The sequence below is a fragment of the Kocuria sp. KD4 genome (genome assembly GCF_011769905.1).
Taxonomy (GTDB): domain Bacteria; phylum Actinomycetota; class Actinomycetes; order Actinomycetales; family Micrococcaceae; genus Kocuria; species Kocuria marina.
Map to the genome: position 1 here is coordinate 1,335,588 of NZ_CP050449.1, position 17,126 is coordinate 1,352,713.

Below are 17,126 nucleotides of genomic sequence, written 5' to 3' on the forward strand. Positions count from 1 at the left end.
TTCCCAGGAGGAACCATGTCCCGCTGTGACATCCACCCGTCAATCCTCTCCGCGGACTTCTCCCGGCTCGCGGAGGAACTCCAGCGCATCTCGAACGCGGATGCGGCGCACGTGGACGTGATGGACAACCACTTCGTCCCCAATCTGACCCTGGGGTTGCCGGTCGTGGAACGATTGCAGGCCGTCTCCCCGATCCCCCTGGACCTGCACCTGATGATCGAGGACCCGGACCGGTGGGCCCCGGCGTACGCGGAGGCAGGGTGCGCGTCGGTGACGTTCCACGCGGAAGCCGCCACGGCGCCGATCAAGCTCGCGCGTGAACTGCGCGCGGCGGGTGCCCGAGCGGGACTCGCGGTGCGTCCGGCCACGCCGATCGAGCCGTACCTGGACCTACTGCCGGAGCTGGACATGTTGCTCATCATGACCGTGGAACCCGGCTTCGGCGGCCAGAAGTTCCTGGACGTGACCCTGCCCAAGCTGCGCCGCGCCGCGGCGGCGGTCAAGGCCCACGGGGGCACGATCGCGCTGCAGGTGGACGGCGGGATCACGGAGGAGACCATCGTGCGCGCCGCGGAGGCTGGGGCGGACACGTTCGTCGCCGGTTCCGCGGTCTACGGCCAGGACGACCCCGCCGCCGCGATCGAGGCACTCCGCAGGACCGCGCGGGAGCACCGGGCCTGAATTTATGCGGGCCCCGATGACGGGTCCGCGGAGAACGCCCTGCCTGTCAGCGCAGGTCCAGGAGTTCACGCAGTTCCGTGAAGGCGCCGCGCACCACGGTGTAGTGCGCCCACTTGCCGCGCTGCTCGCGTGTGAGCAGTCCGGCGTCCACCAGCTTCTTGAGGTGATGACTCACGGTGGGCTGGCTGATGTCGAGGACGTCCAGCAGGTCGCAGGCGCACACTGTGTCGCAGCCCTGCGCGGCGATGTGGGAGAGCAACCGCAGGCGCGTCGGGTCGGAGAGCGCCTTGAGCTTCGCGGTCATGCGCTCGGCCTCGCCGGCCCCGAGCGGCGAGGAGGCGAGCGAGCAGCACTCGGTTGCTTTCTCATCGATCAGCTCGGGTCGTTGCGCGGGTGCTTTCATACCGAGATTTTACATTGACGGACATCTATATGACCTCGTAGCGTGTGTCTCATAGATGACCGTCGATACGAGGAGCTCGCCGCCCGTGAGTACCACCATCGCCTCCGCACCGGTGAGGCAGAGCATGTCGTTCCTGGACCGGTGGCTGCCGGCCTGGATCCTGCTGGCCATGGGCGTGGGCCTGCTGCTGGGCCGGCTGGTGCCGGGGCTGAACACGGCCTTGGAAGCCATGACGATCGGACAGGTGTCGCTGCCGATCGCAGTCGGTCTGCTGGTGATGATGTATCCCGTCCTGGCGAAGGTGCGCTACGACGAGACCCGCCGCGTGACCGGCGACAAGCGATTGCTGGGCCTGTCGCTCGTGCTCAACTGGGTCGTGGGACCGGCGTTGATGTTCGTGCTCGCCTGGGTGTTCCTGCCCGATCTGCCCGAGTACCGCACCGGGTTGATCATCGTGGGCCTGGCCCGGTGCATCGCCATGGTCCTGATCTGGAACGACCTCGCATGCGGCGACCGGGAGAGTGCGGCCGTGCTCGTGGCCATCAACTCCGTCTTCCAGGTCGTAGCCTTCGGCGCTCTTGGGTGGTTCTACCTCCAGGTCCTGCCGTCGTGGCTGGGGCTGCCCACCACCACGGCCGAATTCTCCGTGGGGGCGATCGTAGGATCCGTCCTGGTGTTCCTCGGCATCCCGCTGCTCGCAGGCTTCCTCACCCGCGTCCTGGGTGAACGGGCGAAGGGCCGGGACTGGTACGAGGAGAAGTTCCTCCCCGCGATCGGCCCGTGGGCCCTGTACGGCCTCCTGTTCACCATCGTGATGCTCTTCGCGCTCCAGGGGGACGCCATCACCTCACAGCCCCTCGACGTGGTCAGGATCGCGCTGCCGTTGCTCGTGTACTTCGCTCTGATGTTCGTCATCGGCCTCTTCGCCTCGAAAGCGGTGGGGCTCGACTACGGCAAGTCGGCCACGGTGGCTTTCACCGCGTCGGGCAACAACTTCGAACTGGCGATCGCCGTGGCCATCAGCACCTTCGGCGTCACCTCCGGGCAGGCACTGGCCGGCGTCGTGGGGCCGTTGATCGAAGTGCCCGTCCTGATCGGCCTGGTCTACGTGGCCCTGTGGGCCGGCCCGCGCGTGTTCCCGAACGATCCCTCCGTCCCCACCCACCGAACCCGGGAGACCGCATCATGAGCGCACCATCACCCACGAAACCGACCGTGCTCTTCATCTGCGTCCACAACGCGGGCCGCTCCCAGATGGCGGCGGGCTACCTGGCCGCGATGTCAGGCGGGAGCATCGATGTCCGTTCGGCCGGGTCCGAACCGGCAGAGAGCCTGAACCCGGTGGCCGTGGAGGCAATGGCTGAGGAGGGCATCGATATCACCGCAGCCGTGCCCACGATCCTGCGGACGGAGCAGGTCAGGGCCTCCGACGTCGTCATCACCATGGGCTGTGGGGACGCCTGCCCCGTGTTTCCGGGCAAGCGCTACGAGGACTGGGACCTCGACGACCCGGCCGGTCAGCCCCTCGCGGACGTGCGCAGGATCCGCGACGACATCAAGGCCCGCGTCACCGGACTGCTCTCGGATCTGCAGGGCCGTGAGAACGGCCAGAAAACCAGGACGTGACCGCCCGGTGCCCCCGATCACGGGCATGGTGAGGCCGCGTGGCATAATGAGCGCAGCAACGTGTTCCGGGGTCGGTGCAATTCCGAACCGGCGGTGACAGTCCGCGAACCGTGAACACCGTGCACAGCACCGAGCAGGTTCCCGTGGGAACCACCGGGGATGCGCACGGAGGGATCGGCCGAACCGGTGGAAATCCGGTACCGACAGTACAGTCTGGATGGTAGGCACACGTGAGCGTCACGGCGTCCTGACCGTGCGCGGTCGCACGCGATCGCGGTCCGTCGGGTGGTGCTGTGACGTGCTCCGCCGCGCGATCGTGTTCGACGCGTGTGCGCATTCCTCCCCGGGACCACCGACAGTGGCGGGTGAGAGGAGACACCGTGGACGTCCTGCGTTGGTTGTTCGACGCGCAGTTGCGGGTGGGCGACGGTTTCATCCTGTGGCGCGAGGTGCTCGGCAACGTGTTCGGGCTGCTGTCCGCGCTGGGCGGAATGCGCCGCAAAGTGTGGGCGTGGCCCGTGGGGATCGTGGGCAACGCGATCCTGCTGACCGTCTTCCTGGGCGCGGTGTTCGACACCCCCAACCCCGTGAACCTGTTGGGCCAGGCCGGCCGTCAGGTCATGTTCATCGCGGTGTCCGTGTACGGCTGGGTGCAGTGGCGCCGGTCCCGCGGGGCGTCCGAGGAGGCCGTGTCCCCGCGTTGGGCCACCGCCCGCGAACGCGTGTTCCTCGTGGTCGCCCTCGTGTTCGGGACGGCACTTCTCACGCCCATCTTCCGCGCCCTGGGCTCGTACGAACCCGTGTGGGCGGACGCCTGGATCTTCATGGGCTCGCTGCTCGCAACGCTCGGGATGGCCAAGGGCTGGGTCGAGTTCTGGCTGTTGTGGGTCGCCGTGGACATCGTGGGCGTGCCCCTCCTGTTCTCCGCCGGTTACTACGCCTCGGGCTTGATGTACGTGTTCTACGGCGCCTTCACGCTCGCCGGGTTCTTCGTGTGGTGGCGCGTGAACACGCGCCAGCGCCGTCGCGCGACGATCGAGACGGGCTTCCCGGACCTGCGCCTGTCCGTGGGTGAGGACGAGAAGTGACGGCGTACGACGACGCCGCTGCGCCGGGGCCCGCGCCCCGCTCCCGTCCGGGGGCGGAGCCGTCCCACGACTTCTCGGCCGCGGAACACGAGGCGATGCGCGCGGCTCTGGAAGCGGCTCGGCGGGGGATCCGCGGGGCCAATCCCGTGGTGGGCGCCGTGATCCTCTCCGCCGCGGGGGAGATCCTGCACGTGGGTCATCACCGCGGGGCGGGCACCCCGCATGCGGAGGCGGACGCCCTGCATCTGGCCCGTGAGGCGGGGACACCTCTCGAGGACACCACCATGGTCGTGTCCCTCGAACCCTGCAACCACACCGGACGCACCGGCCCGTGCTCGCGCGCGATCCTCGACGCGGGGATCCCCCGGGTCATTTACGCGGTGGCCGACGGCACGGACACCGCCCGCGGGGGCGGCGCGTTCCTCGCCGCACACGGGGTGGACGTGCGTCAGGGGCTGCTCGCGAGGGAAGCCCACGATCTCAATGACCGCTGGTTCATTGCCCAGCATGATGCGCGACCGTTCGTGACGCTAAAACTCGCTCAGACGATCGACGGCCGCGTGGCCGCCGCGGACGGGACGAGCCAGTGGATCACGGGTGCACCCGCTCGGGATCAGGGCCACGCCCTGCGCACCCGGGTGGACGCGATCCTGGTGGGCGGCGGGACCCTGCGCGCGGACGACCCGACCCTGACCGCGCGGGATGCCGCGGGTGAACCCCTCGCGCGGCAACCCCTGCGGGCAGTCATGAGCACCCGCCCCGTGCCCGCGGATGCCAAGGTCCGGCGCGGCGTCGTCGACCGCGCGCCCCGGGAAGACACCGAACGTGGAGCCCCGGGAGACACCGGAACGGATCACGGAGAGGTCGCATGCGCCGACCGCGGGCACGACGGGCGGTTCATCCACCTCACCACGCACGATCCCGCCGAGGCGTTACAACACCTCCGTGAACGCGGGGTTTCCCACGTGCTCGTGGAAGGCGGGCCCACGGTGTCCGCCGCGTTCCTCGCCGCCGATCTCGTGGACGAGCTGTGGTTGTACCAGGCCCCGCTGATCCTCGGGGACGGCGCTGCGTCGGTCGCGTCGCTCGGGATCGGGACGCTTGCCGCGGCGTCGTCATGGCGCGGTGACCCCGTGCGGCACCCGGCGGACCTCGCGCGCCCCGGCCACGAAGAGGCTACGGACCAGATGGAGGCGATCAGCCGCGTGGGCGTCGATGGACGGTGGCACTTGCGGCCCGCGGGTCCCGTACCCGACGCCCCATGACACGCCCCTGAACTGACGCAGCACACCAAGACCTCGCGCCGGGAAGTTCCCGAGAACCCCGCGCACCCCGGATCCCCAAGGAGAATCAGTGTTCACCGGAATTGTCGAAGCCCAGGCCACCGTGGAACGTGTGGAACGGTTGGCGCAGGACGCCGCCCGGCTGCACGTGTCCGCGGGGCCACTCGTCGCGGACCTGCCCCACGGCGGCTCACTCGCGGTCAACGGGGTGTGCCTGACCGCGGTCCCCTCGGGCGCGGCGGGGGACTTCACCGCGGACGTCATGGGCGAGACACTGCGCCTGACCACCCTGGGGGCGCTCGGACACGGTGACCTGGTGAACGTGGAACGCTGCACCGCAGCCGGGCAGCGCCTGGACGGGCACGTGGTCCAGGGGCACGTGGACGGCGTGGGCACCGTGGTGCAGCGCACGTCCCACACCGGATGGGAGACCGTGCGGATCAGAGTCCCCGTGGCACTTGCGCGCTACATCGCGGTCAAGGGTTCGATCGCCGTGGACGGCGTGTCCCTCACGGTCACTGCGGTGAACTCCACGGACGAGCCCGAGGCGTGGTTCGAGGTGGGGCTGATCCCGGAGACCCTGCGCGCGACCACGCTCGGCGCTCGCACGCCGGGTTCCACCGTCAACCTCGAGGTGGACGTGCTCGCCAAGTACGCCGAGCGCCTGGCCTCGTACGCGGCACCCGCGACACCGCGCGGCGTCGCCCTCGATCCGGTCGCGGACGCCGTGGCCGCGATGGCCTCGGGCGCCGCGGTCGTTGTCGTGGACGACGAGGACCGGGAGAACGAGGGCGACCTGGTGTTCGCGGCCCAGCACGCGACCCAGCCCCTCATGGGCTTCACGATCCGGCACAGCTCCGGGGTGGTGTGCGTGCCCATGACCGACGAGCGCGCGGACCGGCTTGCCCTGCCGCCCATGACCGAGCACAACGAGGACGCCAAGGCCACGGCGTACACCGTGACGTGCGACGCCCGCACCGGGATCACCACCGGGATCAGCGCGCGGGACCGGGCGCTGACCACGCGACTGCTCGCGCTGCCCGGCACCACCGCGGCCGAGCTCACGCGGCCCGGCCACATCCTGCCGCTGCGCGCGGTCCCTGGCGGGGTGCGCGAACGCGCGGGGCACACCGAGGCCGCCGTGGAGCTCGCGCGGCTCGCGGGGTGCGAGCCCGTGGGTGCGATCGCGGAGATCGTCGACGACGCCGGGCAGCCCCTGCGCGCCCCCGCCCTGCGGCGGTTCGCGGACGAGCACGGGCTCGTAATGATCAGCATCGCCGATCTGATCGCCCACCTGGACGCGACGGATGCCGCTGAGGACGCCGTCCCGCGGGCGGCCGCGAACGACGCCGGCGCCGCGGCTCAGGACGCGAAGGGCACAACTCGACCGAGCGCCGTCGACGTCGCCGGGGGCGCCACCGCGCCGTCGGTGGACACCACGGGGGAGGGAGACCGCATCGCATGAGCGTTTTCGACCACGGTGAGATCCCCGAACACGCGTCACCGGCCGACAATCACGCGGCTCCGGGAGCGGAGCCCCTGCACCACAGCGACCCCGTGACCGTGCCCTCCGAGTACGGCACGTTCTCGGTGACCGGTTGGCGCGTTCCGGAGCCGTCGGGGATCCCCGCCGCCGAGCACGTCTCCCTCACGGCACCCCCGCCCGCCGACGAAGCCGCTCTGCCACCGTTGCTGCGGCTGCATTCCGAGTGCCTCACCGGGGACGTCTTCGGCTCGTGGCGCTGTGACTGCGGACCGCAACTGCACCTTGCGCTGGAACGGATCTCCCGCCACGGGGGCACGGTGCTGTACCTGCGCAACCACGAGGGCCGCGGGATCGGGCTGATCAACAAGCTGCGCGCCTACAAGCTCCAGGACGGCGGAGCGGACACCGTGGACGCCAACACCATGCTCGGGCTGCCCGCGGAGGCCCGGGACTACACCGCCGCCGCCCGGATCCTCGCGGCCATGGGCCTGACCACGGTGCGGCTGCTGACCAACAACCCGGACAAGGTCGCCAAGCTCGAGGCGCTCGGGATCACCGTGGCGAACGTGATCCCCCACGAGGTCCACGCGCGCACCGAGAACCTGGACTACCTGCGCACCAAGCGCGACCGCATGCACCACCACCTGACCCACCTCAACCCAGGAGAAACATCATGAGCGGACACGGCGCCCCGACCACCCTCGCCTCGGACCTCGACGCCTCGGACCTGACCGTGGCCGTGGTCGCCGCGAGCTGGCACACGACGATCATGGACGGGCTGCTCGACGGCGCCCTGCGCGCCCTCACGGAAGCGAACACCGGCACGGTCGTGCGGGTGCGCGTGGCCGGGAGCTTCGAGCTGCCCGTGGCCGCCCGCCGCCTGGCGGAGGCGGCGGACGCGGTGGTCGCGCTCGGCGTCGTGATCCGCGGCGGCACCCCGCACTTCGACTACGTGTGCCACGCCGCGACCTCCGGACTCACGGACGTGTCCGTGGCCACCGGGACCCCGGTGGGTTTCGGCGTACTCACGTGTGACACGGAGGAACAGGGTCTGGACCGCGCCGGCCTCGAGGGCTCGCACGAGGACAAGGGCTACGAGGCCGCCCACGCCGCCCTGAGCACCGCCCTGACCTTGCGCGAGCACGGGGTCTGAACGGAGCAGACGCTCGCGGCCGGTCCGCCACGCTCGATCCGCGGAGGCCGGCCGCGAGCGGCGTGCATGTGCCACGCGTTCGGGACGGGCACGCGCACCCATTACCCTGAAGGGGTGAAAACCTTCGAAGACCTCTTCACCGAACTGCGCACCAAGGCCGAGCAACGCCCCGAGGGATCCAGGACCGTCACGGAACTGGACTCCGGGATCCACGGCATCGGGAAGAAGGTCGTCGAGGAGGCCGCCGAGGTCTGGATGGCGTGCGAGTACGAGTCCGACGCCGAGGCCGCTGAGGAGATCTCCCAGTTGCTCTACCACGTGCAGGTCATGATGATCGCCAAGGGTATGAGCCTCGAGGACGTCTACAAGTACCTCTGAGCCCCGCGCGTCACCCGCTCCGGGCACCGCCCCGATCCCCGTCATCTGCGCCCCGCGGAAAGGAATCTCATGCTGCGAGTAGCCGTGCCCAACAAGGGCGCGCTGTCCGAAGCCGCCATCACCATGCTCACCGAGGCCGGTTACCGGCAGCGGCGCAGCACCCGGGAACTCGTGCTCGTGGACAACGACAACCACGTGGAGTTCTTCTACCTGCGCCCGCGGGACATCGCGATCTACGTGGGTGGCGGCACCCTGGACCTGGGGATCACCGGACGGGACCTGCTGCTCGATTCCGGCGCGGAGGCCGAGGAGGAGCTGGGCCTGGACTTCGCCCGTTCCACCTTCCGGTTGGCCGGCCCGCGCGGCCAGTTCGAGTCCGTGCAGGAACTCGAGGGCAAGCGAATCGCCACGAGCTACCAGTTGCTGCTGGAGCGTTACCTCGCGGACCGCGGCGTGGATGCCGAGGTCGTGCGCCTGGACGGCGCCGTAGAATCCTCCATCCGGTTGGGTGTCGCGGACGCGATCGCGGACGTCGTGGAGACCGGCAACACCCTGCGCGCGGCGGGTCTCGAGATCTTCGACGAACCGATCATGACCTCCGAGGCGCTGCTCATCCGCCGCGGCGACGAACCGGAACCCGAGGGACTGCGCGTGCTGCGACGTCGTCTGCAGGGTGTGCTGGTCGCGCGGCAGTACGTGATGATGGACTACGACATCACCGAGGACCTACTGGCCGCCGCCACCGAGATCACCCCGGGTATGCAGGGCCCCACGATCTCCCCGCTCGGTCACGACGGCGCGGTGGCCGTTCGCGCGATGGTGCGCAAGAGCGACACCAACAAGGTCATGGACGCGCTCTACGAGGTGGGGGCCCGGGCCATCCTGGTCTCACCCATCCAGGCCGCGCGGATCTGACGCGGGCGCGGGCGAAGAGAAGTCGAGAGCAGTGAGGACGGTGGCGTAATGGGTGTGGCCGTACGAGTCATTCCGTGTCTGGATGTCGACGCCGGGCGCGTGGTCAAGGGCGTGAACTTCGAGAACCTGCGGGACGCGGGGGATCCTGTGGAACTCGCGGCGCGCTACAACCTGGCCGGCGCGGACGAGCTCACGTTCCTGGACGTGACCGCGTCCTCGAGCGAGCGGGACACCATGTTCGACGTCGTGGCCCGCACCGCAGAGAAGGTGTTCATCCCCCTGACCGTGGGCGGCGGCGTGCGCACGGCGCAGGACGTGGACCGGTTGCTGCGCTGCGGCGCGGACAAGGCCTCGATCAACACCGCGGCGGTCACGCGCCCGGAGGTCATCGACGAGATCACGAACCGCTTCGGCAACCAGGTGCTCGTGCTGTCCCTGGACGCGAAACGCACGGGCAACACCCCGTCCGGTTTCGAGGTCACCACGCGCGGTGGGCGCACGCTCACGGGCCTGGACGCGCTCGAGTGGGCCCGGGAGGCCGAGGAACGCGGGGTCGGGGAGATCCTGCTCAACTCGATGGACGCGGACGGGACCCGCGAGGGCTTCGACCTGGAGATGATCTCCGCCGTGCGGGATCGGGTAAACGTTCCGCTCATCGCGTCGGGCGGGGCCGGGGCACCCGAGCACTTCCCGCCCGCGGTCGCCGCCGGCGCGGACGCGGTGCTGGCGGCCTCGGTGTTCCACTTCGGCCCGGACGACGCGATCGCGGACGTCAAGAACGCCCTGCGTGCCGCAGGTTACGAGGTGCGCTGATGTCCCAGAACCAGGAGACCCGGATGAGTACAGCTACGGACGAGTTCACGACCCACAACCTGGACCCCCGCATCGCCGAGCAGCTCTCGCACAACGAGGCGGGACTCGTGGCGGCGATCATCCAGCAGTACGACACCAAGGAGGTGCTCATGCTGGGCTGGATGAACGACGAGGCCCTGCACCGCACCCTGACCGAGGGTCGCGTGACCTTCTGGTCGCGGTCCCGTCAGGAGTACTGGCGCAAGGGGGACACCTCCGGGCACTACCAGAGCGTGCACTCCGTGAGCCTGGACTGTGACGGGGACGCCCTGCTCGTGCAGGTGGACCAGCACGGCGCGGCATGCCACACGGGCTCGCGCACGTGTTTCGACGATCGAGACCTCCACGCGGAACAGGCGGTTTAAATGCACGAACTCGGCAGCATCACCCCCACCCTTGAGGAGTTCCGGCAGTATGCCGCGACCCGCCGCGTGATCCCGGTGCGCACCACGGTGCTCGCGGACTCACTGACCCCCGTGGGTCTGTACCGCGCGCTCGTGACCCGCGAGGGCGAACCCCGCCCGGGCACGTTCCTGCTCGAGTCCGCCGCGGAGGGCGGGGTGTGGTCCCGCTACTCGTTCGTGGGGGCCGGTTCCGTGGCCACGCTGACCTCCCGGGACGGGCAGGCGCACTGGATCGGTGACGCACCGGCCGGGGCACCGGTGGACGGCGATCCCCTCGACGCCCTGCGCGCGACCATGCAGTTGCTGCACACCGCACCCTTCGACGGCGTCCCGCCGCTCACGAGCGGGATGGTGGGTTTCGTGGGCTGGGAGGCCGTGCGCCGCTGGGAGACCCTGCCCAACCCGCCCGAGGATGACCTGCACATGCCCGAGCTGGCCATGAACCTGGTCGCGGACATGGCCGTGCACGACAGCAAGGACGGCTCCGTGCTGCTCGTGGCCAATGCCGTGAACGTCAACGGCACGGACGAGAACGTGGATGCCGCCTACCACGACGCCGTGTCCCGGTTGCGTTCCATGGTGACCCGCCTGGCCACCCCGCTCGAGCGCACTACGGTGTCCATCGCGGAGCAGGGAGCACCGGAGCTCACGGACGTGGAGTCCGTCGCGCGCCAGTCGTGGGACCGGGAGCTGTTCATGTCCGCGATCGACCGCGGCAAGCAGGCGATCGTGGACGGCGACATCTTCCAGGTGGTGGTCTCGCGCCGCTTCGAGGCTGAGTGCCACGCGAGCTCGCTGGACGTCTACCGCACGCTGCGCCGGATCAACCCGAGCCCGTACATGTACCTGTACTCGTTCGAGGACGCCCAAGGTCGGCCGTACTCGATCGTGGGTTCCTCACCCGAGGCGCTCGTGACGGTCACGGGCCGCCAGGCCATGACCCACCCGATCGCGGGCTCCCGCCCGCGCGGTGCCACGGTGGACGAGGACGTGGCCCTGGGCCAGGACCTGCTCGCGGACGAGAAGGAACGCGCGGAGCACCTCATGCTCGTGGACCTGGCCCGCAACGATCTTTCCAAGGTCGCCGAGCCCGGCAGCGTGGACGTGAGCGAGTTCATGGAGATCGAGCGTTTCAGCCACATCATGCACCTGTGCTCCACGGTGGTCGCGCGCATGCGCGAGGACGTCACCGCCTACGACGTCCTCGCCGCCACGTTCCCCGCGGGCACGCTCTCGGGCGCGCCCAAGCCTCGCGCGTTGCGCCTGCTCGACGAGTACGAGCCGCTGCGCCGGGCCGTCTACGGCGGCGTCGTGGGCTACATGGACTTCGCGGGGAACATGGACATGGCGATCGCGATCCGCACGGCGCTGCTGCTCGAGGGTACGGCGTACGTCCAGGCGGGCGGCGGTATCGTGGCTGATTCGGATCCCGAGTCCGAGGCCCAGGAATCCCTCAACAAGGCCACCGCGCCGTTGCGCGCCGCGCTGATCGCCCAGACCCTGCGCGAGCCGGGCACGGACACCCGGGCCTCCCGTCCCCCGAGGAGCTGACGTTGCTGCGCCGCACCGCACCCGCCGTCCTGGTCACGCTGTTGTGTGCCCTGGCGTTGTTCGCCACGACCACCGCCACCTGGGTCCACGCGGACGTCCCCACGTCCCTGCAGTCGGTCACGGTGGACGTCCCCGGGGCCGACGCCGCTCCGGCCGTCACCGCCCTGGGTCTTGTCGCCGCCGTGGCCGCGGTGGCCTCCGCGCTGGGAGGCCGGGTGCTGCGCATGATCGTGGGCGCCGTCGTCGCGCTGGCGGGCGTGGGCGCGGTGCTCGCGGTGCTGGCCGTCACGGGGGACTCGCGTGCGGCCGCGCAACCCACGGTCGGCGCGCAGACGGGTGTGATCAACGACGGCGGGGACTACGCCCTTACCGGGTGGCCGTGGGCCGCCGTGACCGCCGCGGTGCTGCTCGCACTGTGCGGCGTGTGGCTCGCGGTGGTCGCCCGGCACGCGCGACGGCGCAATGCGCAACGCTACGATCGCGCTGCGGTCGCCGGCAGCGTGGGAACCGCCGCGACGACGGCCGCGATGCACCCGCGGGGTGGCGAGGCCTCGGCAGGGGAGACCCAGGCCGCGGAGCACGTGGACGACATCGACACGTGGGACGCGCTGACCCGCGGCGAGGACCCTACACAAACCGACTGAACCGCGTGGGCTGCGGCGCGCACGCGCCGGGAAGTGGCACAATGGGGTCAGAGAATCCTCGGTCCCACGGCTCACGCGGGACCGGCAATCCAAGAGCCGAGCGGCTCAACCGGCACGGGAGAGTGGACACGCATGTCGAACACCGATCAGATCATCCTGGACCACACCGCCGCGGTGGGCCACGGCAACACCGTGGCCGCGTGGGCCTGTGTGGGCGTGATGACCGTGGGTGTCATCGTGGGCTGCGTGGGTTTCGTGATGGCTTCGGTCCCTGTGACGGTCGTGGGCATCGGTCTGATCATCGTGGGCGTGATCGTGGGCGGCGTGCTCAAGTCCATGGGGTACGGCAAGGGCGGGTCCAAGACCAAGTCCCACTGATCGCCGCAGGGGATCGGTACCGCATTCATCCGTCGATGACCAGTTCCGCACTGTCGGGAACTGGTCATCGTCGTCCGTGCGCCGGGTGCACCGCACGCCGGCGTGCACCGAGAACTAAGTGAGGAATCGCATGACGCAGCAGCACACCGGTACGGTGCTGGACCGGATCATCGAGGGGGTGCGCGAGGACCTCGAGACCCGGAAGGCATCGGTGTCCCTGCAGGACGTGCGCCGTGCCGCCGCGGAACAGACTCCCGCGCTGGACGCCGAGTCCGCGCTGCGCGGTTCGGATCCCGCGTCCGTGCAGGTGATCGCCGAGGTCAAGCGCTCGAGCCCGTCCAAGGGTGCGCTCGCAGCGATCGAGGACCCGGCGCAGCTGGCCGCCGCGTACGAGCGCGGTGGGGCCTCCGTGATCTCGGTGCTCACCGAGCAGCGCCGCTTCGGGGGCTCGCTCGCGGACCTCGACGCCGTGCGCCGCGCCGTGGGCATCCCCGTGTTGCGCAAGGACTTCGTGGTCGAGGAGTACCAGGTGTGGGAGGCCCGCGCGCACGGTGCGGACATCGTGCTGCTCATCGTGGCAGCCCTCGACGACGCCACCCTGCGGGAGCTGCTCGAACTGACCCACCACCTCGGCATGCATGCGCTCGTGGAGACGCACACCGAGGAGGAGATCGATCGCGCCGTCGCCGTGGGTGCGCGGATCATCGGGGTGAACACCCGCAACCTCAAGACCCTGGACGTGGACGTGGACACGTTCGGTCGGCTCGCCGAGCGGTTGCCACGCGAGGCCGTGATCGTGGCGGAGTCCGGTGTCCTGGGGGAGGAGCAGATCCGGTTGTACGCGGGCCACGGCGCCAACGCGGTGCTGACCGGTGAGGTGCTCGTGCGCGCCGAGGACCCCGCGCAGACCATCGGTCGCTTCCGGGAGGTCGGCGCAATGTCCCGGGCCGAGTACTTGGCTGGGGCCACCCCGACCGCCGCGCAGGAGGAACTCGCCGCGGTCCAGGTCTCGGGGGAGGCTTCCGCACGGGACGCCGAGTCCCTCCGGCACGCCCCGGGCCCTTACTTCGGGGACTTCGGTGGCCGGTGGATGCCCGAGTCCCTCGTGGCGGCCCTGGACGAACTGACCGAGACGTTCGACAAGGCTCGTACGGATGAGACCTTCCAGGACGAGTTCCAGCGGCTCTCCCGCGAGTACTCCGGCCGACCCTCCCTGCTCACCGAGGCCGAGCGCTTCGGCGCGGAACTCGGGGTGCGCGTGTTCCTCAAGCGTGAGGACCTCAACCACACCGGTTCCCACAAAATCAACAACGTGCTGGGGCAGGCCCTGTTGGCCCGGCGCATGGGCAAGACACGGCTGATCGCCGAGACAGGCGCGGGCCAGCACGGTGTGGCCACGGCCACCGCAGCGGCTCTGTTCGGCATGGAGTGCTGCGTGTACATGGGCGAGGAGGACACGCGCCGCCAAGCGCTCAACGTCGCGCGCATGCGGCTGCTGGGCGCGGAGGTCGTGGCCGTGAAGAACGGTTCCCGCACCCTCAAGGACGCGATCAACGAGGCCCTGCGGGACTGGGTCGCGTCCGTGGAGACCACTCACTACCTGCTCGGCACCGCCGCCGGACCGCACCCGTTCCCGGCTATGGTCCGCTACTTCCACGAACAGATCGGTGAGGAGGCCCGCGCGCAGATCCTCGAGCAGACAGGCCGCCTCCCGGACGCCGTGACCGCGTGCGTGGGCGGCGGGTCCAACGCGATCGGGATCTTCCACGGCTTCCTGGACGATGAGTCCGTGCAGCTCTACGGCAACGAGGCCGGGGGTGACGGCGTGCAGACCGGCCGCCACGCCGCGACCATCACACTGGGCCGACCGGGCGTGCTGCACGGCGCCAAGACGTTCCTCATGCAGGACCCGGACGGGCAGACCGTGGAGTCCCACTCGATCTCCGCCGGCCTGGACTACCCCGCCGTGGGGCCGGAACACTCCTACTTGCACTCGATCGGGCGCGTGAACTACGAAGCGGTCACGGACGTCCAGGCCATGGACGCCTTCCGGCTGCTGTGCCGCACCGAGGGCATCCTCCCGGCCATCGAGTCCTCCCACGCGCTCGCCGGCGCCCGCGAGGTCGCTGCCCGCTGGGTCGCGGAACTCGGGCCCGAGGAAGCGGCGCAGAAGATCATCGTGGTCTCGCTCTCCGGGCGCGGCGACAAGGACGTGGCCACCGCGGGGGAATGGTTCGACCTCCTCCCGCAGGACAGCCACGAGGAACGCGTGGCGCAGAAAGGCGAACAACTGTGAGCACCACCGAGCACACCCCTGCGGGCTTGACCGAACGCATCGTCCCGCGTGACCTCACGCGCAGCGCGGACTCCGCGCTGTCGCGGCGGATCGAACAGTGCAAGGCCGAGGGCCGCCCGGCCCTCGTGGGCTATCTGCCCGCCGGGTACCCCACCGTCGAGGAGTCCGCCGCCGCCGCCGTGGCCCTGGGTCGCAACGGCGCGGACATCATCGAGATCGGCATCCCCTACTCGGACCCCGTGATGGACGGACCGGTCATCCAGGCGGCGACCACCCAGGCGCTCGCCAACGGTTTCCGGGTTGAGGACGCGTTCACCGTGGTGCGCGCCGTCGCCGAGCAGACGGACGCGGTCCCCGTGGTGATGACGTACTGGAACCCCGTGCTGCAGGCGGGCGTGGACGAGTTCGCGCGCCGGCTCAAGGACGCCGGGGGAGCCGGGATCATCACCCCGGACCTGATCCCGGACGAGGCCTCGGAATGGTTCGCGGCCTCCGAAGAGCACGGTCTGGACCGGATCTTCCTGGTGGCCCCGTCCACCACCCGTGAGCGCATGGACATGACTGTGAGCGCGGCCTCCGGCTTCGTGTACGCGGTGTCCGTGATGGGCGTGACCGGGACCCGGGACCAGGTGTCCTCGGCCGCCGAGGACGTCGTCGCCCGCGCACGCGGGGCCGGTGCGGAGCGGGTGTGCGTGGGCCTGGGGGTGTCCAGCCGCGAGCACGTGCTGGAGATCGGGGCGTACGCGGACGGCGTGATCGTGGGTACGGCTCTCGTGCGCGCGCTCGGTGAGGGCGGGCCGCAGGCCGTGGGTGAGCTCGCCGCGCACCTCGCGGGACGCGACTGATGCCGCCGGTGCTGCCCGCCTCCATCCCGTCCCCGAGCATCAGCAGCATCCACCTAGGGCCGCTCACGGTGCACTTCTACGCGCTGTGCATCCTGCTCGGGATGGCCCTGGCCATCTGGCTCACCATGCGGCGCTGGAAGCAGTGCGGTCAGGACCCGGACGTACTGTGGGACATCGTGTTCTGGGCGGTGCTCGCCGGGATCGTGGGGGCGCGCGCCTACCACGTGCTGATCACGGACCCCGCCGGGTACTTCGGTCCCGGCGCGGACCCCCTGGCCGTCTTCCGGATCTGGGAGGGCGGACTCGGCATCATGGGTGCCGTGCTGTTCGGCGCCGTGGCCGCGTGGTTCGTCTCGCGCAAGAACGGGTTGTCGCTCGCCGTGTTCGCGGACTGCGTGGCCCCCGGACTCCTGCTTGCCCAGGCCGTGGGACGGTGGGGCAACTGGTTCAACCAGGAACTGTTCGGCAGACCCACCACACTGCCGTGGGGGCTCGAGATCTCCCCGGCGTCCCCGAACTTCCCCGCGGGGCTGCCCGCGGACACGCTGTTCCACCCCACATTCCTGTATGAGAGCCTGTGGAACCTGCTGGGTGTGGTGCTGCTGCTCGCCATCGACCGCCGCATGCGGGACCCGCACGGGCGGATCTTCGCGCTGTACATGATCTACTACGGGATCGGGCGACTGCTCATCGAGCTGTTCCTGCGCGTGGACCCGGCCCTGATGATCGCCGGTGTGCGCGTGCACGTGTGGACCTCGCTGCTGATCGTCATCGCGGGCATCATCCTCTTCGCGGTCCTGGGTAGGCGTGCCCGCTCTCGTGCCGGGGCAGCGGCCGAGCCTGCCCGGGCCGTGCGTTCCTGACGCGTCCTCCGGGTCTCCGACCACGACGCCGCACGCGGACCCCGCAGAGCTCTTCACGACTCCGCGGGGCCCGCGTCGTCGTCCGTGCGATCCGTCACGCATGTTCATGTGACATGGCCTACGTGGTAAATTACCCGAGCACCGTGCCTGTCCCGCTCATCCGTGGGACCCGCCGGTTCGATCCACGGCCCACGGGCCGCTTCCTTCCGCAACGGGGCGGACACGCGCGTCACCTGGATCCCGCGTCGCCCGCTGCGCACCCACCGAGTGCTCCCCGGGC

At 70.1% G+C, this 17,126-nt stretch carries 19 protein-coding genes and 1 riboswitch; of the genes, 18 read left to right on the forward strand and 1 reads right to left on the reverse strand.

Translation table 11 applies throughout. The features are described from left to right. Window positions 1-15: 15 nt before the first annotated feature. Window positions 16-681 (forward strand): ribulose-phosphate 3-epimerase, encoded by a 666-nt coding sequence (rpe, locus tag HBK84_RS06140; protein WP_064846815.1) that lies wholly within the window; start codon window positions 16-18, stop codon window positions 679-681. A 46-nt stretch (window positions 682-727) separates the two neighbouring features. Here the strand turns inward: rpe and HBK84_RS06145 are convergent, their stop codons facing one another. Beyond that, entirely contained in the window at window positions 728-1,084 is a 357-nt protein-coding gene (locus HBK84_RS06145) for a helix-turn-helix transcriptional regulator (RefSeq protein WP_131332855.1), read from the reverse strand. A 55-nt stretch (window positions 1,085-1,139) separates the two neighbouring features. On the opposite strand from HBK84_RS06145, the gene arsB reads away from it, so the two are divergent. The 17 genes from arsB (at window position 1,140) to lgt (ending at window position 16,846) form a co-directional block, all read left to right on the forward strand. Continuing rightward, the gene (arsB, locus tag HBK84_RS06150) at window positions 1,140-2,273 is read left to right on the forward strand and encodes an ACR3 family arsenite efflux transporter (RefSeq protein ID WP_144996568.1); all 1,134 of its coding nucleotides are present in this window, start codon (window positions 1,140-1,142) and stop codon (window positions 2,271-2,273) included. Beyond that, complete coding sequence (locus tag HBK84_RS06155; RefSeq protein ID WP_167318447.1) at window positions 2,270-2,710, forward strand: arsenate reductase ArsC; 441 nt, start codon at window positions 2,270-2,272, stop codon at window positions 2,708-2,710. The genes arsB and HBK84_RS06155 overlap by 4 nt, the downstream gene beginning before the upstream one ends. A gap of 57 nt (window positions 2,711-2,767) precedes the next feature. Then, a riboswitch (FMN riboswitch) is annotated at window positions 2,768-2,943 on the forward strand. Between the two features lie 147 nt (window positions 2,944-3,090). Continuing rightward, window positions 3,091-3,798, forward strand: coding sequence for a nicotinamide riboside transporter PnuC (pnuC, locus tag HBK84_RS06160; RefSeq protein ID WP_131332861.1), 708 nt, complete (start codon window positions 3,091-3,093; stop codon window positions 3,796-3,798). Beyond that, window positions 3,795-5,063, forward strand: a complete 1,269-nt coding sequence (gene ribD, locus HBK84_RS06165; protein ID WP_368835358.1) for a bifunctional diaminohydroxyphosphoribosylaminopyrimidine deaminase/5-amino-6-(5-phosphoribosylamino)uracil reductase RibD — start codon at window positions 3,795-3,797, stop codon at window positions 5,061-5,063. Before pnuC ends, ribD begins: the two co-directional genes overlap by 4 nt. A gap of 88 nt (window positions 5,064-5,151) precedes the next feature. Continuing rightward, complete coding sequence (gene ribB, locus HBK84_RS06170) at window positions 5,152-6,546, forward strand: 3,4-dihydroxy-2-butanone-4-phosphate synthase (protein WP_144996570.1); 1,395 nt, start codon at window positions 5,152-5,154, stop codon at window positions 6,544-6,546. Continuing rightward, on the forward strand, window positions 6,543-7,244 hold the full coding sequence (ribA, locus tag HBK84_RS06175; protein WP_082943382.1) for a GTP cyclohydrolase II: 702 nt from the start codon (window positions 6,543-6,545) through the stop codon (window positions 7,242-7,244). The genes ribB and ribA overlap by 4 nt, the downstream gene beginning before the upstream one ends. Further along, a complete protein-coding gene (gene ribH / locus HBK84_RS06180; RefSeq protein WP_144930970.1) occupies window positions 7,241-7,720 on the forward strand; it encodes a 6,7-dimethyl-8-ribityllumazine synthase in 480 nt (159 codons plus the stop codon). Before ribA ends, ribH begins: the two co-directional genes overlap by 4 nt. Before the next feature lie 114 nt (window positions 7,721-7,834). Then, window positions 7,835-8,098, forward strand: coding sequence for a phosphoribosyl-ATP diphosphatase (locus tag HBK84_RS06185; protein ID WP_035962118.1), 264 nt, complete (start codon window positions 7,835-7,837; stop codon window positions 8,096-8,098). Window positions 8,099-8,167: 69 nt separating this feature from the next. Continuing rightward, window positions 8,168-9,013 carry an ATP phosphoribosyltransferase gene (gene hisG, locus HBK84_RS06190; protein WP_035962116.1) on the forward strand — a complete coding sequence of 282 codons (846 nt, stop codon included), beginning with the start codon at window positions 8,168-8,170 and terminating at the stop codon, window positions 9,011-9,013. Between the two features lie 48 nt (window positions 9,014-9,061). Next, a complete protein-coding gene (gene hisF / locus HBK84_RS06195) occupies window positions 9,062-9,826 on the forward strand; it encodes an imidazole glycerol phosphate synthase subunit HisF (protein WP_064846823.1) in 765 nt (254 codons plus the stop codon). After that, a complete protein-coding gene (gene hisI, locus HBK84_RS06200; RefSeq protein ID WP_231885604.1) occupies window positions 9,826-10,230 on the forward strand; it encodes a phosphoribosyl-AMP cyclohydrolase in 405 nt (134 codons plus the stop codon). The genes hisF and hisI overlap by 1 nt, the downstream gene beginning before the upstream one ends. Beyond that, window positions 10,231-11,820 (forward strand): anthranilate synthase component I, encoded by a 1,590-nt coding sequence (locus HBK84_RS06205; protein WP_167318448.1) that lies wholly within the window; start codon window positions 10,231-10,233, stop codon window positions 11,818-11,820. A gap of 2 nt (window positions 11,821-11,822) precedes the next feature. Next, the gene (locus tag HBK84_RS06210) at window positions 11,823-12,464 is read left to right on the forward strand and encodes a Trp biosynthesis-associated membrane protein (protein ID WP_167318449.1); all 642 of its coding nucleotides are present in this window, start codon (window positions 11,823-11,825) and stop codon (window positions 12,462-12,464) included. 132 nt (window positions 12,465-12,596) lie between these two features. Beyond that, window positions 12,597-12,842 carry an HGxxPAAW family protein gene (locus HBK84_RS06215; RefSeq protein ID WP_098054460.1) on the forward strand — a complete coding sequence of 82 codons (246 nt, stop codon included), beginning with the start codon at window positions 12,597-12,599 and terminating at the stop codon, window positions 12,840-12,842. Window positions 12,843-12,972: 130 nt separating this feature from the next. Beyond that, window positions 12,973-15,138 carry a bifunctional phosphoribosylanthranilate isomerase/tryptophan synthase subunit beta gene (locus tag HBK84_RS06220; protein ID WP_167318450.1) on the forward strand — a complete coding sequence of 722 codons (2,166 nt, stop codon included), beginning with the start codon at window positions 12,973-12,975 and terminating at the stop codon, window positions 15,136-15,138. 38 nt (window positions 15,139-15,176) lie between these two features. Further along, window positions 15,177-15,983 (forward strand): tryptophan synthase subunit alpha, encoded by an 807-nt coding sequence (gene trpA / locus HBK84_RS06225; RefSeq protein WP_231885607.1) that lies wholly within the window; start codon window positions 15,177-15,179, stop codon window positions 15,981-15,983. Next, window positions 15,983-16,846, forward strand: coding sequence for a prolipoprotein diacylglyceryl transferase (gene lgt, locus HBK84_RS06230; RefSeq protein WP_144996579.1), 864 nt, complete (start codon window positions 15,983-15,985; stop codon window positions 16,844-16,846). The genes trpA and lgt overlap by 1 nt, the downstream gene beginning before the upstream one ends. The last annotated feature ends 280 nt before the right edge of the window (window positions 16,847-17,126 follow it).

Bases quoted from the DNA above. Each gene is read 5' to 3' on its own strand.
- HBK84_RS06205 (WP_167318448.1), top strand. From the start codon at position 10,231: ATGCACGAACTCGGCAGCATCACCCCCACCCTTGAGGAGTTCCGGCAG.
- rpe (WP_064846815.1), top strand. From the start codon at position 16: ATGTCCCGCTGTGACATCCACCCGTCAATCCTCTCCGCGGACTTCTCC.
- HBK84_RS06220 (WP_167318450.1), top strand. From the start codon at position 12,973: ATGACGCAGCAGCACACCGGTACGGTGCTGGACCGGATCATCGAGGGG.
- ribH (WP_144930970.1), top strand. From the start codon at position 7,241: ATGAGCGGACACGGCGCCCCGACCACCCTCGCCTCGGACCTCGACGCC.
- hisI (WP_231885604.1), top strand. From the start codon at position 9,826: ATGTCCCAGAACCAGGAGACCCGGATGAGTACAGCTACGGACGAGTTC.
- HBK84_RS06215 (WP_098054460.1), top strand. From the start codon at position 12,597: ATGTCGAACACCGATCAGATCATCCTGGACCACACCGCCGCGGTGGGC.
- arsB (WP_144996568.1), top strand. From the start codon at position 1,140: ATGACCGTCGATACGAGGAGCTCGCCGCCCGTGAGTACCACCATCGCC.
- hisF (WP_064846823.1), top strand. From the start codon at position 9,062: ATGGGTGTGGCCGTACGAGTCATTCCGTGTCTGGATGTCGACGCCGGG.
- hisG (WP_035962116.1), top strand. From the start codon at position 8,168: ATGCTGCGAGTAGCCGTGCCCAACAAGGGCGCGCTGTCCGAAGCCGCC.
- ribA (WP_082943382.1), top strand. From the start codon at position 6,543: ATGAGCGTTTTCGACCACGGTGAGATCCCCGAACACGCGTCACCGGCC.
- lgt (WP_144996579.1), top strand. From the start codon at position 15,983: ATGCCGCCGGTGCTGCCCGCCTCCATCCCGTCCCCGAGCATCAGCAGC.
- HBK84_RS06155 (WP_167318447.1), top strand. From the start codon at position 2,270: ATGAGCGCACCATCACCCACGAAACCGACCGTGCTCTTCATCTGCGTC.
- HBK84_RS06145 (WP_131332855.1), bottom strand. From the start codon at position 1,084: ATGAAAGCACCCGCGCAACGACCCGAGCTGATCGATGAGAAAGCAACC.